The organism is Arthrobacter sp. P1_B11 (assembly GCF_056406715.1).
This window is the reverse complement of record NZ_JBFTZQ010000010.1, coordinates 57903-77800: the sequence shown is the minus strand read 5'-3', so window position 1 is coordinate 77800 and position 19898 is coordinate 57903. Positions and strand designations below refer to the sequence as shown.

17 protein-coding genes and 1 riboswitch are annotated in these 19898 nt (G+C 67.5%); of the genes, 10 read left to right on the top strand and 7 right to left on the bottom strand.

The window, feature by feature from the left end; translation table 11 throughout:
- Window positions 1-32 precede the first annotated feature (32 nt).
- The 5 genes from AC1D14_RS10625 (at window position 33) to AC1D14_RS10605 (ending at window position 4877) form a co-directional block, all read left to right on the top strand.
- Window positions 33-965 carry an aminodeoxychorismate lyase gene (locus AC1D14_RS10625; RefSeq protein WP_230119206.1) on the top strand — a complete coding sequence of 311 codons (933 nt, stop codon included), beginning with the start codon at window positions 33-35 and terminating at the stop codon, window positions 963-965.
- A gap of 51 nt (window positions 966-1016) precedes the next feature.
- Entirely contained in the window at window positions 1017-1799 is a 783-nt protein-coding gene (locus tag AC1D14_RS10620; protein WP_230119205.1) for an alpha/beta fold hydrolase, read from the top strand.
- Between the two features lie 142 nt (window positions 1800-1941).
- Complete coding sequence (locus AC1D14_RS10615) at window positions 1942-2064, top strand: hypothetical protein (protein ID WP_290369768.1); 123 nt, start codon at window positions 1942-1944, stop codon at window positions 2062-2064.
- A 42-nt stretch (window positions 2065-2106) separates the two neighbouring features.
- Complete coding sequence (locus AC1D14_RS10610; protein WP_476968455.1) at window positions 2107-3615, top strand: FAD-dependent oxidoreductase; 1509 nt, start codon at window positions 2107-2109, stop codon at window positions 3613-3615.
- A 254-nt stretch (window positions 3616-3869) separates the two neighbouring features.
- Complete coding sequence (locus tag AC1D14_RS10605; RefSeq protein WP_476968454.1) at window positions 3870-4877, top strand: EAL domain-containing protein; 1008 nt, start codon at window positions 3870-3872, stop codon at window positions 4875-4877.
- A 44-nt stretch (window positions 4878-4921) separates the two neighbouring features.
- On the opposite strand, the gene AC1D14_RS10600 is transcribed toward AC1D14_RS10605, so the two are convergent.
- Genes AC1D14_RS10600 through AC1D14_RS10590 form a run of 3 tightly spaced genes read right to left on the bottom strand, consistent with a single transcriptional unit; the run spans window position 4922 to window position 8923 of the window.
- Window positions 4922-5971, bottom strand: coding sequence for a PLP-dependent cysteine synthase family protein (locus AC1D14_RS10600; RefSeq protein ID WP_230119202.1), 1050 nt, complete (start codon window positions 5969-5971; stop codon window positions 4922-4924).
- Window positions 5968-7623: an aromatic amino acid ammonia-lyase gene (locus AC1D14_RS10595; RefSeq protein ID WP_476968453.1), complete on the bottom strand. Its 1656-nt coding sequence runs from the start codon at window positions 7621-7623 to the stop codon at window positions 5968-5970. Before AC1D14_RS10595 ends, AC1D14_RS10600 begins: the two co-directional genes overlap by 4 nt.
- A 4-nt stretch (window positions 7624-7627) precedes the next feature.
- Window positions 7628-8923, bottom strand: coding sequence for an NtaA/DmoA family FMN-dependent monooxygenase (locus tag AC1D14_RS10590; RefSeq protein ID WP_476876251.1), 1296 nt, complete (start codon window positions 8921-8923; stop codon window positions 7628-7630).
- 187 nt (window positions 8924-9110) lie between these two features.
- A riboswitch (SAM riboswitch) is annotated at window positions 9111-9226 on the top strand.
- Between the two features lie 13 nt (window positions 9227-9239).
- On the opposite strand from AC1D14_RS10590, the gene AC1D14_RS10585 reads away from it, so the two are divergent.
- From AC1D14_RS10585 to AC1D14_RS10575, 3 genes are read left to right on the top strand one after another with little or no spacing between them, the layout of a single operon-like run.
- Window positions 9240-9548, top strand: coding sequence for a DUF1737 domain-containing protein (locus AC1D14_RS10585; protein ID WP_230119199.1), 309 nt, complete (start codon window positions 9240-9242; stop codon window positions 9546-9548).
- Entirely contained in the window at window positions 9545-9964 is a 420-nt protein-coding gene (locus AC1D14_RS10580; protein ID WP_230119198.1) for a rhodanese-like domain-containing protein, read from the top strand. Before AC1D14_RS10585 ends, AC1D14_RS10580 begins: the two co-directional genes overlap by 4 nt.
- The gene (locus AC1D14_RS10575) at window positions 9965-11173 is read left to right on the top strand and encodes an O-succinylhomoserine sulfhydrylase (RefSeq protein ID WP_476876252.1); all 1209 of its coding nucleotides are present in this window, start codon (window positions 9965-9967) and stop codon (window positions 11171-11173) included. It begins immediately after the preceding gene.
- Between the two features lie 21 nt (window positions 11174-11194).
- Here AC1D14_RS10575 and AC1D14_RS10570 read toward each other — a convergent pair whose 3' ends face one another.
- The gene (locus AC1D14_RS10570; protein WP_230119196.1) at window positions 11195-11380 is read right to left on the bottom strand and encodes a hypothetical protein; all 186 of its coding nucleotides are present in this window, start codon (window positions 11378-11380) and stop codon (window positions 11195-11197) included.
- A 182-nt stretch (window positions 11381-11562) separates the two neighbouring features.
- Here AC1D14_RS10570 and AC1D14_RS10565 point away from each other — a divergent pair, with 182 nt between their 5' ends.
- Both AC1D14_RS10565 and AC1D14_RS10560 read left to right on the top strand, forming a co-directional pair.
- Entirely contained in the window at window positions 11563-13455 is a 1893-nt protein-coding gene (locus tag AC1D14_RS10565) for a transketolase (protein ID WP_476968452.1), read from the top strand.
- A gap of 77 nt (window positions 13456-13532) precedes the next feature.
- Window positions 13533-16094 carry an AMP-binding protein gene (locus AC1D14_RS10560; RefSeq protein ID WP_230119223.1) on the top strand — a complete coding sequence of 854 codons (2562 nt, stop codon included), beginning with the start codon at window positions 13533-13535 and terminating at the stop codon, window positions 16092-16094.
- A gap of 7 nt (window positions 16095-16101) precedes the next feature.
- On the opposite strand, the gene AC1D14_RS10555 is transcribed toward AC1D14_RS10560, so the two are convergent.
- The 3 genes from AC1D14_RS10555 to AC1D14_RS10545 form a co-directional block, all read right to left on the bottom strand.
- The gene (locus AC1D14_RS10555; protein WP_476968451.1) at window positions 16102-16755 is read right to left on the bottom strand and encodes an aspartate/glutamate racemase family protein; all 654 of its coding nucleotides are present in this window, start codon (window positions 16753-16755) and stop codon (window positions 16102-16104) included.
- A gap of 133 nt (window positions 16756-16888) precedes the next feature.
- Window positions 16889-18121, bottom strand: coding sequence for a glutamate--cysteine ligase 2 (locus AC1D14_RS10550; RefSeq protein ID WP_230119193.1), 1233 nt, complete (start codon window positions 18119-18121; stop codon window positions 16889-16891).
- Between the two features lie 163 nt (window positions 18122-18284).
- On the bottom strand, window positions 18285-19808 hold the full coding sequence (locus AC1D14_RS10545; RefSeq protein WP_476968450.1) for a UDP-N-acetylglucosamine 1-carboxyvinyltransferase: 1524 nt from the start codon (window positions 19806-19808) through the stop codon (window positions 18285-18287).
- Window positions 19809-19898 lie beyond the last annotated feature (90 nt).

The following is a 19898-nucleotide window of genomic DNA, read 5'->3' as shown; positions in this document are numbered from 1 at the left end:
CTATCGGGGACGGCCCGCACTAAGCTTGAGGCATGACTTCTCCTGCCTCCGCCACCGTGCTGGTATTCCTCGACCCGGACTATGAATACGGCCGGATTGCCGACCCCGCGCAGCCGCAGCTGATGGCCACCGACCAAGGAGCCACGCGCGGCGACGGCGTTTTCGAGTCCATGCTCGCCGTGGCAGGCCGGACCCGCAAGATCCAGGCGCATCTGGACCGCCTGGGCGGCTCTGCACGGGCCCTGGACCTTGAAATCCCCGGCCAGGAGACCTGGCGGCGGGCCATCGAGACGGGCGTCGCGGCGTTCCGTTCCGACAACCCCGCGGCGTCGCCCGAGGAGGACGAGGCCGTGGTCAAGCTCCTGGTAACGCGCGGAGCGGAGGGCGCCTCCGCCCCCACCTGCTGGGTCCAGGTGTCGGCTGTGGCCGCCGCCGGACGCCGGCAGCGCGAGGCGGGCATCGACGTCATCCTGTTGGACCGGGGCTACGACAGTGACGTCGCCGAACGCGCCCCGTGGCTGCTGCTCGGCGCCAAGACGCTCTCCTACGCCGTGAATATGGCCGCCCTGCGCCACGCCCACAAGCAGGGCGCCGACGACGTCATCTTCACATCGTCAGACGGCCGTGTGCTGGAGGGCCCGACGTCGACCGTTCTGCTGGCGCACGTCGAAACGTCCGACGACGGCGAAACGGCCAAGCGGCTCATCACACCCCAGCTGGACAGCGGCATCCTCGCCGGTACCTCCCAGGGGGCGCTGTTCGCGGCCGCCAAGGCGGCCGGCTGGGAGCTGGGCTACGGCCCGCTGGAGCCCCAGGACCTGTTTGACGCTGACGCCGTCTGGCTGATTTCCAGCATCAGGCTGCTGGCGCCGGTGAACCACATCGACGGCAAAGAGATCGGCACGCCGGCACTGCGGAAGCAGTTGACCGCCGAGCTCAACGAGCTGTTCGCCGGGATCGAGTAAACGCCCGCCGGCGGTTGTGGTGCTGGCCGGCCTGGAGGAAAATAGCGAACCATGGCCAGCACAGTGGAAATCAACGGGCACCCGACATGGGTCGAGGACCAAGGCGGGTCAGGCACACCGCTCCTGCTGCTGCACGGGGGCCTCAGCAACAGCGACGAGCTGCTCAACAGCATCGGGCCGGGCCTTTCCGAAAGCTTCCGCGTTGTCGCCTTCGACCGCCGCGGCCACGGATACACGGCCGACACCGACGCCGACTTCCACTACGCCGGCATGGCGGCCGAAACCATCGGTGTGCTGGAAAATGTCGTGGAGGGCTCGGCCCACCTGGTGGGGTGGAGCGACGGCGGGATCATCGCCCTGCTCGTCGCCTTGCAGCGGCCCGATCTGGTGCGGAAGCTCGTGGTCATCGGGGCGAACTTCCACTACGACGGCATGGTTCCCGTGGAGATGGATCCCGATTCGCCGATGGCGCAGGAACTGGGCAAGGCCTACATCGAACGCTCCCCTGACGGAGCGGGGCACCTGGCTGAGGTCGTCAACAAGAGTTTTGCGATGTTCGCTGCAGAGCCGACGCTCACGGCTGCCGACGTCGCGCAGATCAGCAGTCCGGCGCTCGTGCTGTCCGGCGACGACGACCTCGTCTCACTGTCCCATACCGTCGCCCTCTACGAAGCGCTGCCTGAGGGCCAACTGGGGGTCATACCGGGCGCATCGCACGCGCTTCCCCTCGAACAGCCGGACGCAGTCAACGCCCTGATCCTGAAGTTCCTGGGTGCCGCCGGGCCCCCGCAGACGATGTTCCCGATCCGCCGCGCGCGTCCCGCCAACGCGTAGCTTCGAGCCCGTTCCTTCCCGGACGCGTTACAGGTATGGTCTGGCACAGGAGGAGCTCACATGGACTGGATAACCCTGGTTGCCATTGGCCGTGTTGGTAGCCGGCCGCCATCCTTGCAGCCGCGGGTGACGAATAACTGTCATGAGCAAGGCGGAGAAAAAGAACCTGCGGTACTGCGATTACTACTGCTTCATGTCGCTGGCGGACTTCACCACCTGGGTGCAGGACGACAGCGGCAATGAGCCGGACATGTCATACACGTGAGCGGTCCTCGCCGGCAGGCCCCGCCCGAGGAAAGGTGGGGCCGTGACTGAGCGGACCGAAGGCAAGCCGGTGTCCCTCTGGGTGGCGACCGCCGGAACCACCGGCTATCCGCAGCTGGATGCCGACGTCGAGGTCGATGTTGCGGTGATCGGCGGCGGCGTGGCTGGGCTGACGGCGGCGTTGGCCCTCAAGCGTGCCGGCCAGACCGTCGCGGTCATCGAGGCGGCGCGGGTGGGCACCGGAGTCACGGGCCACACCACCGGCAAAGTCACGTCGCTGCACCGGCTCGTGTACTCCGAACTCGCTGAAAGCCACGGTAACGCCACCGCGCGCACCTACGGGCAGGCCAACCAGGCCGCGCTCGAGCACATAGCCCGCACAGTGTCGGAGGAACGCATCGACTGCGGCTTCCGGCGCGTGGCCAACTACACCTACGCAGAATCGCAGGCGGCCCTGGACCTGGTCAGGACAGAAGCCGACCTCGCTGCCGGGCTCGGCCTGCCGTCTTCCTTCACCACCGATGTTCCCTTGCCCTTTCCAGTACGGGGCGCCGTCCGCTTCGACGGCCAGGCGCAGCTCCACGCACTCAAGTACCTTCAGGGCCTCGCCGACGCGGTCGACGGCGACGGCAGCTTCGTGTTCGAGGAGACCCGGGCCGTGGGCCTCCGGGACGGCGGGCCGGCCGTGGTGGACACCGAGCAAGGTTCCGTCCGGGCAAGGGACGTCATCGTGGCCACGAATGTGCCGTTCGGGGACCGGGGATCCTTCGACGCGCGGTGTTACCCGCACCGCTCCTACATCGTCGCCAGCCGCGCCGGCGGGCCAACCCTGGATGCCACCTTCATCAGCGTTGACGAGCCGATGCGCTCCATCCTGACCGTCGACGTCGATGGCGCCAGTTACGTGCTCACCGGAGGTGAGGGGCACCGGGTGTCCGACGGCGGCGACTCCGCCCCGCGGTATGCCCGGCTGGCGTCCTTCTCCCGCGAGCGCCTCGGAGCCGGCGAGGCCGCCTACCGCTGGTCCACCCAGGACGCCATGCCCGTGGACGGGTTGCCTTACGTCGGCCCCCTGTTCCCCGACGCCAAGCACGTCCACGTGATCACCGGGCTGCGCAAATGGGGCCTGACCAACGGCACCGCCGCTGCGCTCATCCTCACGGACGCCCTCTGCGGCCGGCACAACCCCTGGGCGGCGATGTTTGACAGCAGCCGGCCCACGCCCATGACGGCGGCGGCACAATCCCGGGCGGAGGACGCCCCGCCGGACAGTGCGGCTCCCGGGCCGGCTGTCCAGCCCTACCTCGCAATCCCTGCGCCCGGAGCAGGAACGGTGGTTGACCTGGACGGAGAGCTGACAGCTGTCTATACCGACCCCGCGGGGAGGGTTCAGGCCGTCTCGGCTGTCTGCACCCACCTCGGCTGCACCGTCGGGTTCAACGCGGAGGACGTGAGCTGGGACTGCCCCTGCCACGGTTCCCGGTTCGCCATCGACGGCGCCGTCATCCAAGGCCCGGCCGCGAAGGACCTCGGCCCAAGGCCGCTGCCCTGATGCGCGTAAAGTTGCACGTGAAATGTGGGTACTGAATAAAGCAGACAAGTCGCTCACAGCCGTTGTACGCTTCTAGAACGGCCCGCCCGCCACATCCCGCAGGGATGCAGCGGAGCAGGGCCCGGTTCCGGGCTCAGCCGGAGCGAGTATCCATAAAGGAATAGCCGATGTCCAGGGATGAAACCTCCCTTCCTTCATTGACAAACTCACTACCCACCGAGGGCCGGGGGGCCCAGGCAGCCTTGCCAGGTGACGTGGGTGAAATAACTGTGCGCTGGCAGGCCCAGGAAATTATCGACGTCCTGCTGGCGGAGTCCGATCCTGAGAGCGACTGGACCCGCAGCAAACTCCGCGAGCTGGTGGCGGCGCATCCCGATCACCCCGAACGTGCGCTCCTCCAGCACCTCACTGCGACCACAGCGATCACCAACAGCGAGGATGAAGGGGCCGAAGTTGTGCCAATCCGGGCAGCCGAGCCTGTCCCGGTTCCATTCACGCGGCGCAGCAGGAACCGGATCGAAGCCGTCCTTGGCGACAAGATGCTCATGACGGCCTTCCAGCCGATCCGCAGCCTTCCGGCCGGGAACGTGATCGGCGTCGAGGCCCTCACCCGGTTCGTCAGCGATGACGGCGCCAGCGCCGACCACTGGTTCACCGAGGCAGAATCCGTTGGTCTTGGTACCGATCTCGAAATCGCCGCCCTGCTCCGGGCACTCACCGCAGCCCAGACGGTCCCCGCGCACCTCTTCATCGCGCTGAACCTCACGCCGGCCACGTGCATGGATCCCCGGATCCAGGGTTTGCTGGAGCATTCCCAGCTGGCCCTCGACCGGATCGTCATCGAGCTGAACGGCGCAGTCCCCCGAGACCAGTACCAGTCGCTGACCGCAGCCCTGGCACCGCTCCGCCGCCGCGGACTGCAGATTGCCGTGGACGGCGCCGGCGCCGGATTCACCTCCATGGACCAGGTCCTGGAACTCCACCCCGATATCATCAAGCTGGACCGCGGGTTCATCGCGGACATCGATCGCTCGGAGGGACAGCGGACCCGAGTCACCGCCATGGCCGAACTCGCCAGTCACATCGGTGCCGCCTTCGCGGTACAGGGCGTCGAAACCCTGGCCGAACTCGCTGCGGTCACCGAGCTCGGCATCGTTGCGGCGCAGGGTTATCTCCTGGGCCGGCCGTCGGTGCACCCGCTGGACTGGAACGCCTGGACAGAGTCTGAACGCGAGTCCGCCGCGAGCGGCCCCGCTTCCTGACAAAGGGCCCCGCTTCCTGATGCAAGCAGATGCGGGCCGGGGAACTACTCCTCTGCCAGGTCCGCGGCCAGATGGATGTGGTTGTCCGCCAGCCACACAGGATTAAAGGCCTTGCTCAGGTAATTGCTGCCGGTGTCCGGAGCTATCGCCACCACCACTGACCCGCGCGGCGCCGCCCGCGCCACGCGGAGTGCTGCGGCCACGGTCAGCCCCGAGGACGGTCCCAGGGACAGGCCCTCCTCATTGAGCAGCCGGTGCAGCGTGGTGTACACCTCGTCGTTCGGGATCCGGAGAAACCGGTCCAGGAGGCCGCGGTCAAAGACCTTCGGCCAGTCGGGCCTGGGCCAGGAGTTGCCCACGCCGTCCACCAGGATCTGTCCGGGGTGACCGCCGCTGTAGACCGAGCCGTACGGATCGGCGCCGATCACCTCCACGTGGCCGGCGGACTTCTCTTTCAGGTACCGGCCGTTCCCCGTGATGGTGCCCCCGGTGCCGACCCCCGCCACGAAGTGCGTGATCCTTCCAGCCGTCTGCTCCCAGATTTCCGGGGCCGTCCCGTCGTAGTGCGCCCGCGGGTTGGCTGGATTGTCGAACTGCAGCGGCCGCCACGCGCCCGGGGTTTCGGCGGTGATGCGGGCAGCAACCGCCCTCGCATTTGCCGGCGAATCCGACGGGGCGCTCCAGTCCGTGAACAGGACCTGTGCACCATAGCGCCGCAGCGCCTCAAGTTTTTCCGTGGAGATGGACTCGCCTGTCACCACCACCACTGGATGCCCGGTGAGGGCTCCGATCAGGGCCAGCCCGATCCCGGTGTTCCCTGACGTGCTCTCCACAATCGTGCCGCCGGGCTGCAGCTCGCCGCTGCGCTCGGCCGCGCGGACCATGCTCAGGGCCGTCCGGTCCTTGATGGACCCGCCCGGGTTCTCCGATTCCAGCTTGGCGAAAACCGTGCTGCCAAGGCCCCGGCTCAGCACGGGCAGGGGCACCAGCGGCGTGTTGCCCACCTTCGCCAGCACGGACCCGGCGTCTGCCCCCAGATCCACGACTGGCGCCGCATGCCGTGGCGGCTCGTGCCTGCCTGTCATGGTGCTCATGTTTCTCCTCCCGACCCGTCCACGTCACCCGGCGGCGGGAGTCGCAGCTCCGGGAGCACCGCCAGCAGTTCCCCCAGTTCGTCCCGTCCCCGCTCCACTAGGGCTGCCGCCGGCAGCTGCTCGGCCAGCAGCTTTGATAAAAGGACGACGACGACGCCGGTCCCCTTGCCGAGCGGCCGCACCTCATCCGCGGACTCGCTCCCGCGGGTGTGCGCTGACTGCGCTTCCGCCAGCAGATAGGCGGCCGTCAGCGCCTCGATCGTGAGGAGTCTGCCGGCGACCTCCACCGAGCGCTCCAGCTGCTGGAGCGCCAGCGGGGCCAGCGTCGAGTGGTCCTCCACATCGGCGGACAGCGTGGGGGCGCCCAGTGTTGCAGGCGCCGCGAGGAACTTCAGTTCGGCCGCCATCCCCGCGGCCGAATACCAGAGCAGGCCCGGCAGTTCCTCGGACGCCAGGGCCGTGCCGCTGCGGGCCGCCGCCAGGTTCAGCTGCCGGATGAGCCGCTGCGGCGGGTAGAGCTTGGCGATCCGCCGTTCACTGCTGATGCCCACGTGCGCCAGTCCCAGGCGCAGGGCTTCGAAGGCCAGCGCCAGCTGCATCGGCTGGAAGTTCCCGCCGGAAACCATCCGGCCGGCGACCACATCCGTCAGCGGGTTGTCGCCCCGGCCGTTGAGCTCCACCTCGAGCGCATCGGCAAGGGCGGTGATCTGGGCGCGGAAGGCTCCGTGCGTCTGCGGCGCGGCACGGAAGGACAAGGCATCCTGCACCGAGGCTTCACGCCGTGGGTCCTCCAGCCAGCCGCCGCGCACCAGCCGCCGGACATTGGCGGCCGAGATTCTTTGGCCGTCCACCGCCTTGGCCGACTGCACGGCCGGCGAAAACGGGCTGAGGTTCCCGCCGCCGTCGTACCTTGCGGTTGCCTCCAGCGACAGGGCCAGAGCGGTATCCGCGAGGTCGGCAAACCGCAGGAGCCGGCCGAGCTCGAGCGCGCCGGCGCCGATTGAGTAGGAGTTGGCGCTGACCAGCGCCAGTGCCTCGCCAGGGGCCAGGACCAGCGGCTCAAGGCCGGCCTCGGCGAGCGCAGCGGCACCGGCCACCAGACTGCCGTCGGGGGCCAGCGCCTGCCCCTCGCCGATGGCGACGGCGGCCACCGCGGCCAGCTGCGTCAGGTCAGAGGAGCCCACGGAACCGTCGCGTGGAACGGCAGGAACCACTCCCCGGTTGAGCAGTTCGGCATAGAATCTGGCTGTTTCGGGGCGGACGCCCGAGCCGCCGCGGGTGAAACCGACGAGCCTCGCGAGCATGACGGCGCGCACTTCATCCGGCGCGAGCAGCGCCCCCACGCCGCTGTGGTGGTAGCGGACCACCTGAACCTGGTAGGCAAGGATGGACTCCTCCTCCACAGCCGTGTCCCGGCCCGATCCCAGCAGCGTATTGAGCCCATAGACCCTGTGGCCGGAATCGATGGCAGCCTGGACCACGTCGCGGGACAGCCCCATGAGCTCCGTTGCTTCCGCACTCAGGACGACTTCCACTGACGGATCAGCGGCGGCCTGCGCGACGTCGGCGGCGCGGAGGTGCGCCGTTCCGATCAGGAAGCTGCCCCTCCGGACTCCCGGCAAAAGGCCCCCGGACGCTCTGACTCCGGCCATGGCACTAAAAATCCAGCAGGTTCCGGCGGAACCCGCCGTCACCGTAGCTCGTCCGCAGCAGTCCCCGGCGCCGGAGCACCGGCGCGAGTTTGTCCAGCACCCCGTGGACAGTGGCCGGGTCAACGAAGCCGGAGAAGAGGAAGCCGTCCCCGCCCACCGCGGCGCCCGTTTCCTCAAGGTGGTCCGCGATTTCCTCGGCTGTGCCGACGATGCTGTCCCCCGCGCCGCCGCTCCGGGCCTGCAGGACTTCACGGAGGGTCGAGCCCGGCGGGGCAGCCTTGGAGAAGTGCTCCAGCGTTCCCTGGTTGCTGTTGGTGGTGAGGTCCGGCAAGGGCTCGTCCAGGTCGAACTGTTTGAAGTCGATGACGGACAGGTATGAGATCGAGTTGAGCTGGCTGTCGATGTCCCGCTGCGTGAGTTCCTTCCGCGCGGCACGCAAGTCCTCCGCCTCTGCTTTGGAGCCCACCACAGTGGGTTTGAGCACGAACAGCACCTTGACGTCGTCCGGGTTCCGGCCGGCGGCGGCCGCCTCGGAGCGGATGGAGTCGCGGTACGCCTTCATGCCGTCGGCTCCGCGGGCCAGCGCAATCGCGACGTCGGCATTGCCACCGGCGAACGCCTTGCCGCGCGGGGAAGCCCCGGCCTGCACCAGCACGGGCTCCTCCGGCAGGGGTGCCGTGTTCAGCGGACCCCGGACCTTGAAGAACTCGCCGGCGTGGTGGATGGGCCGGACCTTGGTGTGGTCAGCGAAGACGCCGCCCTGGGCGTCCTCCACGATGGCGTCCCCGTCCCAGCTCCGCCAAAGCTTCCGGACCACGTCCACGAACTCCTCGGCCTTCTCGTAGCGGAGGTCGTGCTCGATCTGCTGGTCCAGGCCGTAGTTCTGGGCGGCGAGGTCGCTGCCGGACGTCACCACGTTCCAGCCCAGCTGCCCGTTGGAGAAGTGCTGGAGCGTGGCCAGCAGCCGGGCCGCGGTGAACGGCGGATAGAACGAGGCACTGACAGTCGGCACGATCCCCAGGTGCTCGGTGGCGGACAGCAGGTACGGCACGAGGGCCAGCGGATCGTGCTTCGGCGCGAAGGATGCCTGCGCCAGGCTCACCTCCGCGCTGCCGCCGTAGGTGTCCGGGACGGTGAGGGAGTCCTCGATGATGAACAGGTCAAGGCCCGCCCGCTCGAACTCCCGCACGGCATGCTGGTACAGCGAGGGCTTCTTCCAGTCGTAGCCGATGCCGTAGCCCGGCGTCCCCCAGCCCTGCACACCAAAGCCGTGGCCCACAAACCATCCAAAATGCAGCATGGGACTGACTGTATTGGCGTTCGACGCGTTCACTGTTGCCTGGTTTCATCCGGCGTTACGGTGGTTCATCTCCCGTCATTATCCCCCCGGCCAGCGGCTTTGTAACCGAAGCAACCGGCGTCGAGCGTTACGGAACATGACGACGGCGGCGGTGCCAGCCGCCGTCGTCGGTGTTACGTTTTTGGGGAGTAATGAGAACCGGCGCCAAGCCCTGACTGGCCGGTCGGCAACCCTCCCTTTCGCGGCGGGGTGCCTCAGGTGAATACTCGGCATATCGACCACTTCGAGCTGCAAGCGTGAGAGAAGGAGATCCGTCATGTCGGACGCCCCCGCCGGCGACACCCTGCCGTCCCAGCAGGACAAACCTGAGAAAAAGCTGTCCTACCGCCTCATCACGGGGCCGGACAACCGCGACTTCTGTGAACGCATCTCCGCTGCCCTGGCGGAGGGGTATGTGCTGCACGGCAGCCCCGCAGCCGCCTTCAACGGCAGGGACGTGATCGTGGCGCAGGCCGTGATCCTGCCCGCCGCCATCGCCACGGCCGACGCAGCGGTGGCCACCGCCGTGGACCGGCTGGACTCGGACGATGACCTCAACGCCGAAGCATTCGAGGGCCACGCATGAGCTACGCGGGAGACCTCACGCCGCAGGAGGCATGGGCCAAACTCGAAGACGGCGCCATCCTGGTGGACGTCCGCACCGAGGGCGAATGGGCCCACATCGGCATCCCGGAAACCGCAACCGCAAACGATCAGCGGAATGACCCGCTGTTCATCCAGTGGACCTTCCCGGGCGGCATCCCCAACCCTGCATTCATCGAGCAGCTGAAGCAGCAGGCTCCGGCGGACACCTCCACGGAGCTCGTTTTCCTCTGCCGGTCCGGCCAGCGCTCCATCGCGGCCGCCGTCGCAGCGACCCAGGCGGGCTTCACCTCGTATAACGTCCTCGAAGGCTTTGAAGGCGAACCGGACCGTTACGGCGAGCGCACCGTCAACGGCTGGAAGAACCGCGGCCTCCCAACGAACCTGGGAAAGAACTAAGTGACCTTCAATCAAGATGCCGCCGGCTGGAGCCCCGAAACCCAGGCCGTCCGCGGCGGGCTGGACCGCACCAACTTCCAGGAAACCACCGAACCCATCTTCCTGACCTCGGGCTTCGTGTACGAGTCCGCTGCCGCGGCCGAGCGGGCCTTCACAGGCGAGGACGAACGCTTCGTCTACTCCCGCTACGGCAACCCGTCCGTGGCCACCTTCCAGGAACGCCTCCGCCTGCTCGAGGGCACCGAGGCGTGCTTTGCGACGGCGTCCGGCATGTCGGCGGTATTCACCGCCCTGGGTGCCCTGCTGGGTGCCGGGGACCGTGTGGTGGCCGCCCGCTCGCTGTTCGGCTCCTGCTTTGTGATCCTGAACGAAATCCTGCCGCGCTGGGGCGTGGAGACGGTCTTCGTGGACGGACCGGACCTTGAGCAGTGGCGCGCTGCCCTTTCGGAGCCCACCGCCGCCGTCTTCTTCGAGTCGCCGTCCAACCCGATGCAGGAGATCGTAGACATCGCCGCCGTCAGCGGACTGGCCCATGCGGCCGGCGCCACCGTCGTGGTCGACAACGTCTTTGCCACACCCCTGCTGCAGCGCTGCGGCGACCTCGGCGCGGACGTGATCGTCTACTCCGGCACCAAGCACATCGACGGCCAGGGCCGCGTGCTGGGCGGCGCCATCCTCGGCACCAAGGAATTCATCGACGGGCCGGTCAAACAGCTCATGCGCCACACCGGGCCCGCACTCTCCGCGTTCAACGCCTGGGTGCTCACGAAGGGCCTGGAGACCATGGCGCTGCGCGTAAACCACTCCTCGGCCACCGCACTGCGCCTGGCCGAATGGCTTGAAGAACAGCCCGCCGTCAGCTGGGTCAAGTACCCGCTGCTGAAGTCCCACCCGCAGTACGAGCTGGCCGCAAAGCAGATGAAGGCCGGCGGCACCGTGCTCACACTGGAACTCGCGACGTCGGGCGGCCGGTCCGGCAAGGAAGCCGCCTTCGCGCTGCTGGACGCGCTGAAGATCATCGACATCTCCAACAACCTGGGCGACGCCAAGTCCCTCATCACCCACCCGGCCACCACGACGCACCGCGCCATGGGCCCGGAAGGCCGTGCAGCCATCGGGCTCAGCGACGGCGTGGTGCGGCTGTCGGTGGGCCTGGAGGATCCGGAAGACCTGATCGCGGACCTGGAGCAGGCGCTCAAGCAGATCTGAGTGAGTTTGCAGCCCTGAAGCCTACTGCTGGTAGGTGATGTAGGCCTCGTACTGCACCCGCCACTTCTCCGGGTTCTTGGGATCAGGAATGGTGGTGGTGAGGAACTGAACGCTTGTCACCTGGCCCTTGAGGTACTTCAGCCATTGGGTGACTTCGTGCGCCACGTCCCGGTCGAGCTGGGCTACGTGGTGGACTTGCATAGCCATGGGAGCCTCCTTGATTGGTGGGCTGACTTTACTACCGGCCGCCACCACACAGCCACCCCTCACACACGTCTATGGGCGGTGGCGGACAACTCACGTCTTCCGCAGGCACTGGCTTGCGGGTATGACAGGTATAGGCGTTCCGGACACGAGGGCGCCTTTGAGCCGGCGAAAGGTGATTTGCGATGACCGAACATCAGGGACTGGCCCCGGCGCCGATGACCGCAGCACAGGCCGGCGTCATCGGGAGCCTGGCCGCTCAACTGCGGGTGGACTCCATCCGGTGCAGCACACAGGCCGGGTCCGGCCATCCCACCTCATCATTGTCGGCTGCGGATCTCATGGCCGTCCTGCTCGAGCGGCACCTCCGCTATGACTGGGACCAGCCATCGCTGCCTGCCAATGACCACCTCATTTTTTCCAAGGGCCACGCCTCCCCGCTGCTGTACTCCATGTACCGGGCGGTGGGCGTGGTCGATGAGGACGAACTGATCAATACCTACCGGCAGTTCGGCGGCCGCCTGCAAGGCCACCCCACACCGGTCCTGCCCTGGGTTGATGTGGCCACCGGATCATTGGGCCAGGGCCTGCCGGCCGCGGTGGGCGTGGCACTGGCCGGACGGTACCTGGACCGGCTCCGGTACCAGACGTGGGTGCTGTGCGGGGACAGCGAACTGGCCGAAGGGTCCATGTGGGAGGCCCTGGACAAGGCCGCCTACTACAAGCTCGGCAACCTCACAGCCGTCGTGGACGTCAACCGCCTGGGCCAGGACGGGCCCACGGAACTCCAATGGGACATGGACCGGTACGCCCGGCGCGTGGAAGCCTTCGGGGCCGACGCCCTCGTCATCGACGGCCACGATCTTGCCGCGATCGACGACGCACTCACCCGCGCGCGCTCCAATCCCGACCAGCCGACCGTCATTCTGGCGAAAACCATTAAGGGCAAAGGCGTGCCCGAAATCGAAGACCAGAACGGCTGGCACGGCAAAGCCCTTCCGAAGGACATGGCCGAACGCGCCGTGGCAGCCCTCGGCGGGCCCGGCAGCCTGCGGATAACCACGGCTCTGCCCGAACCGGGCACACCCGCCATCACCCCCAACCCCCTGGCATCTGTCCGCCTGCCCCGCTGGGAGGTGGGCGACGAGGTGGCGACCCGGGCCGCCTTTGGTGCCGCTGTATCCGCGCTGGCCGCGCGTCCCGAAACCGTCGTTCTGGACGGCGAAGTGGGAAACTCGACCCACGCCGGTGAATTCGAGGACGCTGCCCGGGAACGGTACTTCGAAATGTTTATCGCCGAACAGCAGCTCATCGCCTCCGCCGTCGGGCTCTCGGTCCGCGGCTACGTGGCGTTCGCGGCCAGTTTCGCCGCGTTCCTGATATCCCGGCCCTTCGACTTCATTCGGATGGCCGGCGTCTCCCAGGCCAGCATCCGGCTGGTTGGCACCCACGCCGGCGTCGAAATCGGCCAGGACGGCCCGTCGCAAATGGCACTGGAGGACATCGCTGCCATGCGGGCCGTGCACACCTCCACCGTGCTCTACCCCGCCGACGCCCCCTCCACCGCCCAACTCGTCCAGACCATGGCGGACACCGCCGGAATCTCCTACCTTCGCGCCACCCGCGGCGCCTACCCGGTCATCTACGGGCCAGACGAAAAATTCCCGCTCGGCGGATGCAAAGTCCACCGCGCGGGCCCCAATGACGCCGTGGCGCTCATCGGTGCCGGGGTCACGCTGCACGAATGCCTCATGGCGGCGGGGCAACTGGCCGAAGCCGGGATCAAAGCCCGCGTCATCGACCTCTACTCCATCAAACCCATCGACGCGGAGACCCTGCGCCGGACCTGCCTCGAGACCGGCGGCCGGATCGTCGTCGCAGAAGACCACTACCCCGAAGGCGGCATCGGATCCGCCGTGCTCGAAGCCCTCGCCGGCACAGACACCCCCGAACTCCACACCGTCCTGCTTGCCGTCAGGTCACTGCCCACGTCCGGCAAACCCCAGGAATTGCTCGACGCCGCCGGCATCTCCGCCCGCCACATCACCGCAGCCGCCCGCAGCCTTGTAGGAGCCTGAAGCGACACATTTCAGGCGACGTAACAAGACCCGTCACAGTTTTACTTAGGTAAGGCTTGGCTAATATCATCGTCCGGGTGACCACGCAGCTAGATTTCGCGCGGGCGTCCTTTGCCGCGGATCTTGCGAGCCACGGGGACAGGCCCGCCATCCTCACCGACGGACAAGCCCTGACCTATCGGGACCTGGCGGACCGCGTCGATGCCCTTGCCCTCCGGCTCGGCACCGAGCGGCGCCTCGTGGCGCTGGCCGCCGCCAACGACCTCGACTCGCTCGTCGCCTACCTGGCGGCGCTGACCTCCGGCCATCCGCTGATCCTTCTTCCGGAGGACAAACCGGCTGCCCTGGAGTCCCTCGTGGCGGCCTACGATCCCGACGTCATCCTGAGGTCCGCGAACGGGCAGACCGTCCTGGAGGAACGCCGGCCCGGGACGCGGCACCAACTGCATCCGGATCTTGCCCTCCTGCTCAGCACGTCAGGCTCCACCGGCTCCCCCAAGCTCGTCCGGCTCTCACACCAGAATCTGCAGTCCAACGCCGAGTCCATTGCCGACTACCTCGGCATCGGTCCGCACGACCGCGCGGCAACAACGCTGCCCATGTCGTACTGCTACGGGCTGTCCGTGATCAACAGCCACCTGCTCCGCGGCGCCGGCCTGGTGCTCACTGACCTCTCCGTCGTTGACCCGTGCTTCTGGGACCTGTTCCGAAGCCAGGCGGCGACGTCCTTCGCGGCCGTTCCCTACACCTTTGAACTTTTGGAACGGGTAGGGTTCGCGGACATGGACCTGCCCCTCCTTCGCTACGTCACCCAGGCCGGCGGCCGCCTGGCCCCGGAGAACGTGCGCTGCTACGCGGAGCTGGGACGCCGCAACGGCTGGGATTTATTCGTGATGTACGGCCAGACGGAGGCCACCGCCAGGATGTCCTACCTGCCCGCGGAACTCGCCAGCACGTTTCCCGGCGCCATAGGGACCCCGGTGCCCGGCGGGAGCTTCCGCATCGATCCTGTCCCAGGGCTGGACGACGGGGAGCTCGTCTACACAGGCCCGAACGTCATGCTGGGCTATGCCGGCAGCCCGGACGATCTCGCAGCGGGCCGGACCATCCATGAGCTACGCACCGGCGACCTCGCCAGGCAGCATCCCGCCGGAGTTTACGAGGTGGTGGGCCGGCGCAGCCGGTTCGTCAAGATCGTGGGACTGCGCGTGGACCTCGGTCAGGTGGAACGGATGCTCGCGGACCTCGGGGTGCAGGCGGCCAGTGCGGGAACGGACCAGGGACTCGTCGTCGCCGTCGAGGGCGAGCACGACCCGCGGCTGCTCAGCAAGGTCCTCGCGCAGGGTATCGGGCTGCCGCGGGCGGCCCTCGAGGTGCACGCCGTCGAACATCTCCCGCGCCTGGCCACCGGCAAGCTGGACTACCCGGCAGTTCTCGCCCTTTCCGGTTCCAAGCCGGCGGAGCCGGCATCGGGGCCCGCCGCCGCAACGGGGCCGGACAACGTCAGAAGGATTTTCGAGGACACCCTGGAGCGTGCGGACATCTCCGACAGCGACACCTTCGTCTCGCTTGGCGGCGATTCCCTGTCCTATGTGGCGGCATCCGTCAGGCTCGAGCAGGCTCTGGGGCGTCTTCCGGCGGACTGGCATCTGACGCCCGTCCGCGATCTGGAACCGCGCCGCGAGGATGTGCCAGTCCGGAAGCTGCGGCGGTTCTTCGCACCATTGGAAACCAGCATCGTCCTCAGGGCGGCCGCGATCGTCTGCATCGTCAGCACTCACGTCGGCTTGTTCAGCCTGCAAGGGACGGCCCACGTTCTCATGGCCGTGGCGGGCTACAACTTTGCGCGTTTCCAGCTCTCGGGGGAACGGCTCCCCCGCCTGCGGCGGCAGCTCAGGAGCGCGGCCAAGGTGGCGGTGCCGAGCATGGCCTTCATCGGTGCAGCGTACCTGATCACGGACAGATACAGTCCTGCCAACGTGGTGCTCCTCAACGCCATCATCGGGCCCGAGGCCGTGACCACGCGGTGGCACTTCTGGTTCATCGAGGTGCTCGTCTATCTGCTCGTCGGCATGACCGCCCTGCTCGCCATCCCGTGGGCAAGCCGTGCCGAGCGGCGCTTCCCCCTGCTCTTCCCCTTGGCATTGACCGGCGTCGGGCTTCTCACCCGCTTCGGGATTATCGACCCCGGAGTGCCACACACAGCGCCGGCACTCTGGCTCTTCGCACTGGGCTGGGCGATTGCGCGGTCCCGGAACCTGGGCCACCGCTGCGCCGTGTCGGCCATTGCAGCGCTGACTGTTCCCGGGTTCTTCGACAACGCGAACCGGGAAGCAACACTCCTCATCGGGATACTCGTGCTGGTGTGGCTGCCGGCCATTCCTGTGCCGACGGGCCTCCGCCGCCTGACGGTGGTGCTGGCCAGCGCTTCTCTGTACGCCTACTTGGTCCACTGGCTGGTCTTTCCGCCGCTGGCCGGGATCAGCCCCGCGCTGGCCGTCACCGCCTCGCTTGCCGCAGGGTTGGCCTACTGGGCCCTGTGCACGCGGGTTGCCAGCTCGGCAAACCGGTGGAAGGCACACAGGAGGACGGCCCGGTCAGCCGTGGCGGGCGCGAAGGCGTCCACGATGGGTGCTTAGCAAGCCCTTAGACTGCCTGCAGCTCCCGGGCCGCCACCGCAGAGACGAGCATGGAACCGGCAGCCACAACGGGATCGATAACGGGTATGCCCAGCCTGCGGCGCAAGACATCCGCCATGCCGATGCTCGTCAGGCCGGTGCTCGCCTCAACGATGACGTCAGCACCGGCATCCACCAGCATGTGGGCCGCAGCGAGGGAATCGAAAATACCCGTCGGCATGAGGAACCCCTCGGACGTTTCCACGCCCTCCGGCCCGTCGATCAGCAGCATGCGGTCGCCGAGGGCGTCGGAAATGGGTCCGGGAACCGAGTGCTTCAGGCCCAGCACGCCCACCCGCCCGCCGAACGTAAGCGCGGCGGCGGCAGCCGACGAGCCGGCCCCGACCACCGGAATATCCAGCAGGGCGCGCACCTCGGCCAGTCCCGGGTCCGCGGCGCAGCTGACAATCAGGGCGTCAACCTCACCCGCCATTTCGAGCGCCAGTTCCACAACCTTAGGAACGGCCAGCCGAAGCGACTCTGCGTCGTAGACGCCCGACGGCTGGGCCGGAATGCAGCGCGACGTCACCTCGAAGCCGAAAGATTCCTGCAGCAGCTTTCCGTGGGAGTTGAGCAGACGCCGGTCTGACGTCGTCAAAGCCCGGATGACACCTACACGCATGGTCATGCCTTCCCCGAGTGGATCTTGTGCTTCCACCCTAGCCAGACAATATTTCGTGCGGTTTGCCGGGAAATGACCATCGGAAACCTCCCCGCCACTCAGCGCATGTCCGGGGCGCGCTTCAGATAGGAGGTCAGGACTGGCGGACCCGCAGCAGCTCCGGCACGGGCTCTGCTTCCGCGTCGGCATAGCCGACCGTCCCCCGCAGCGTGGCCCGCACGGCGTGCGCGACGACGGCACCCAGCCCGCCGTCGTCGGGCGCGGCTTTCTCCATCACAGTCTCCCGGACGCAGCGCTGTTCTGCAGCGCCGGTGCCGCGGGAGAGGATCTCCTCGACCCCTTGCCGCACCAGGTCGATTTCGCCGTTCTCGGTGAGCACCGGTTCCAGGAAATCCACGAGCGAGCGCACCACCTCCGCGGCGGGCGCGGGCCGGAAGCTGCCGAAGTCCAGCAGCTCGCCGCGGAGGCCGAAATTACTGGCCTGCCACGCCGCCATGCGCAGCAGCACCGTGGGAACCGGGGCCGGCTCCACGCCTTGGTGCCATTCCCTGCTGGCGGACTCCACCAGCGCCCGGACCAGGACGGCGATCAGTGCGGCGTCCTCGGCCCGGAGGCAGACGTCGGCCACCCTGACCTCCACCGTGGGGTGGTTCCGGGACAGCCGCGCGTCGAAGTAGACCATGCCCTCATCCAGCAGCACCCCGCTGTCCAGCAGGCGGGTCACCACCCGCCGGTACGCCGACAGGCTCCCGTAAATGGCGGTGGGGCCAGATGTCGGCCAGCGGTTCCAGGCCTGGGTACGGTAGCTCTCGAACCCGGTTTCCACGCCCTGCCAGAAGGGGGAGTTGGCGCTGAGCGCGATCAGGACGGCCAGCTTGTCCCGGATCCTGTCCAGGACCGCCACGCCTTCATCCTGGGATTCGATGAAGGTGTGGACGTGGAAGCCGCAGGTCAGCTGCTCCTGGGCGGTCAGGCCGAAGCGCTCGAGCATCCGGGCGTACCGCGGGTCCGGCGTCGTGTGGCTTGCGAGGGACAAAGGGGAGGTTGCGAGCGCCGCGACCCGTGCGCCGTGCCGCTGGGCGGCCTCATCGGCCATCGCCCGGCCCGCGCGTATCTGGCGGAGCAGTTCCTCATAATCCAGGCACGGCCGGGTCTGGGTCTCGATCTGTTCGAGCTTGAGCTCGGCACTCAAGCCCATCCCGTCGTCGCAAGCGGGTCTGGTCTGCTTCTGCAGCAGCCGCGGTTTGTCCGGGGCGTCGTCGGCCGCGAGCTTCCGGCCGGAGAGCAGCGCATCAGCGAGCGCCAATGGCTCCCCGCTGCCCGGGTCCACGATCAGCAGTTCTTCCTCGACCCCAAAAGTCCGCATGCGTACATTGTCCGTCAGACCAGCCGAAACGTCCCTGACATGACGAAAAGCGCGAACGATCACTGGGGGCCCTGCGGCAGGCTGGCCCGAGGGGCGGAAGTGTCCGCTCGCGCTCTGCGGAGGGCCTCAAGCCTCCGCTCGCGCTCTGTTGGTCTGGGAAAACCTAGTCCTGGAAATACTCGATCTTGGCGCCGATGGTGTTGAGCCGCTCGGCCAGGTCCTCGTAGCCGCGCTCAATGACGTAGATGTTGCGCAGCTCAGACACGCCCCGCGCCGCAAGCATGGCGAGCAGCAGGCACGCCGCCGGGCGGAGGGCAGGCGGGCAGCCGATCTCCGCGGCACGCCACCGGGTGGGGCCGTTGACGTAGATCCGGTGCGGGTCCAGCAACTGCACCCGGGCCCCCAGCTTGTTCAGCTCCGTGAGGTAGATGGCGCGGTTCTCGTAGACCCAGTCGTGGATCATGGTCTGGCCCTCGGCGTTGCCGGCAATCACGGCGAAGAACGGCAGGTTGTCGATGTTCAGCCCCGGGAACGGCATCGGGTGGATCTTGTCTTCCGGCGCCCGCAGCTCAGAGGGCTTGGTGGTCACATCCACCAGCCGGGTGCGGCCGTTGCGGGCCATGTACTCTCCCGAAACTTCGAGCTTCTGGCCCATCTGCTCCAGCGTGGCCAGCTCGATTTCCATGAACTCGATGGGCACGCGGCGGATGGTCACCTCGGAATTCGTCACAATACCGGCGGTGATGAGGCTCATCGCCTCGATGGGGTCCTCGGAGGGGAAGTATTCAATGTCGACGTCGATGGACGGCTTGCCGGTGATCTTCAGCGTGGTGGTTCCGACGCCGTCGATCTCCACTCCCAGCCTCTGCAGATAGAAGCAGAGGTCCTGCACCATGTAGTTGGGGCTGGCGTTGCGGATGATGGTGGTGCCGCCCCGGTGGGCGGCGGCCATGATGGCATTTTCGGTGACGGTGTCTCCGCGCTCGGTGAGCACGAAGGAACGGTCAAGAGCGTCCGACGTCGGCGCCTGCACCGTGTAGAAGCCCGCGGTGGCCTCCACCGAAAGCCCGAACTGGCGCAGCGCCTGCATGTGCGGCTCCACTGTGCGGGTGCCAAGGTCACATCCGCCGGCGTAGGGCAGCCGATACTGTGCCGTTTCGTCCAGCAGCGGGCCGAGGAGCATGATCACGCTGCGGGTGCGGCGGGCAGCCTCAACGTCCATGGACGCCAGGTCCAGCACGGCGGGCCGGCGGAGCTGCAGATCGTTGTCGTTGAGCCAGATGCATTCGACGCCGATGCTCACGAGCACCTCGACGATCCGGTTGACCTCCTCGATCCGGGCCAGCCGGCGCAGTGTGGTGGTGCCGCGGTTGATAAGGCTGGCGCAAAGCAGTGCGACGCCGGCGTTCTTACTGGTGTTGACGTCAACGGAGCCAGAGAGTGTCCGGCCGCCTTCCACGCGGAGGTGGGTCATCTGGGACTTGCCGAGCTTTACGATGCTCTGGCCGAATATCGCCTCAAGCCGCTGGATCATTTTCAGGCTCAGATTCTGCTTGCCCTGCTCCATTCGGGCGACGGCGCTTTGGCTGGTTCCGAGTTCCGCGGCGAGCTGCCCCTGGGTCCAGCCCTTCTGCCCGCGGGCGTCGCGGAGCATGAGTCCAACGTGTTCAGCAGTCTGTTGTGTCATAACAAAAAAATATCACAAATGATGTATTTTGGCGGCAAAGTCGGGCTGGTGCCCGTTGAATTCCAGAATTTACCCGCCCTGTGCGATAAC

Coding starts and splice junctions, on each gene's coding strand:
- AC1D14_RS10625 (WP_230119206.1), top strand. CDS start 33: ATGACTTCTCCTGCCTCCGCCACCGTGCTGGTATTCCTCGACCCGGAC.
- AC1D14_RS10620 (WP_230119205.1), top strand. CDS start 1,017: ATGGCCAGCACAGTGGAAATCAACGGGCACCCGACATGGGTCGAGGAC.
- AC1D14_RS10615 (WP_290369768.1), top strand. CDS start 1,942: ATGAGCAAGGCGGAGAAAAAGAACCTGCGGTACTGCGATTACTACTGC.
- AC1D14_RS10600 (WP_230119202.1), bottom strand. CDS start 5,971: ATGAGCACCATGACAGGCAGGCACGAGCCGCCACGGCATGCGGCGCCA.
- AC1D14_RS10595 (WP_476968453.1), bottom strand. CDS start 7,623: ATGGCCGGAGTCAGAGCGTCCGGGGGCCTTTTGCCGGGAGTCCGGAGG.
- AC1D14_RS10590 (WP_476876251.1), bottom strand. CDS start 8,923: ATGCTGCATTTTGGATGGTTTGTGGGCCACGGCTTTGGTGTGCAGGGC.
- AC1D14_RS10585 (WP_230119199.1), top strand. CDS start 9,240: ATGTCGGACGCCCCCGCCGGCGACACCCTGCCGTCCCAGCAGGACAAA.
- AC1D14_RS10580 (WP_230119198.1), top strand. CDS start 9,545: ATGAGCTACGCGGGAGACCTCACGCCGCAGGAGGCATGGGCCAAACTC.
- AC1D14_RS10570 (WP_230119196.1), bottom strand. CDS start 11,380: ATGGCTATGCAAGTCCACCACGTAGCCCAGCTCGACCGGGACGTGGCG.
- AC1D14_RS10565 (WP_476968452.1), top strand. CDS start 11,563: ATGACCGAACATCAGGGACTGGCCCCGGCGCCGATGACCGCAGCACAG.
- AC1D14_RS10555 (WP_476968451.1), bottom strand. CDS start 16,755: ATGCGTGTAGGTGTCATCCGGGCTTTGACGACGTCAGACCGGCGTCTG.
- AC1D14_RS10550 (WP_230119193.1), bottom strand. CDS start 18,121: ATGCGGACTTTTGGGGTCGAGGAAGAACTGCTGATCGTGGACCCGGGC.
- AC1D14_RS10545 (WP_476968450.1), bottom strand. CDS start 19,808: ATGACACAACAGACTGCTGAACACGTTGGACTCATGCTCCGCGACGCC.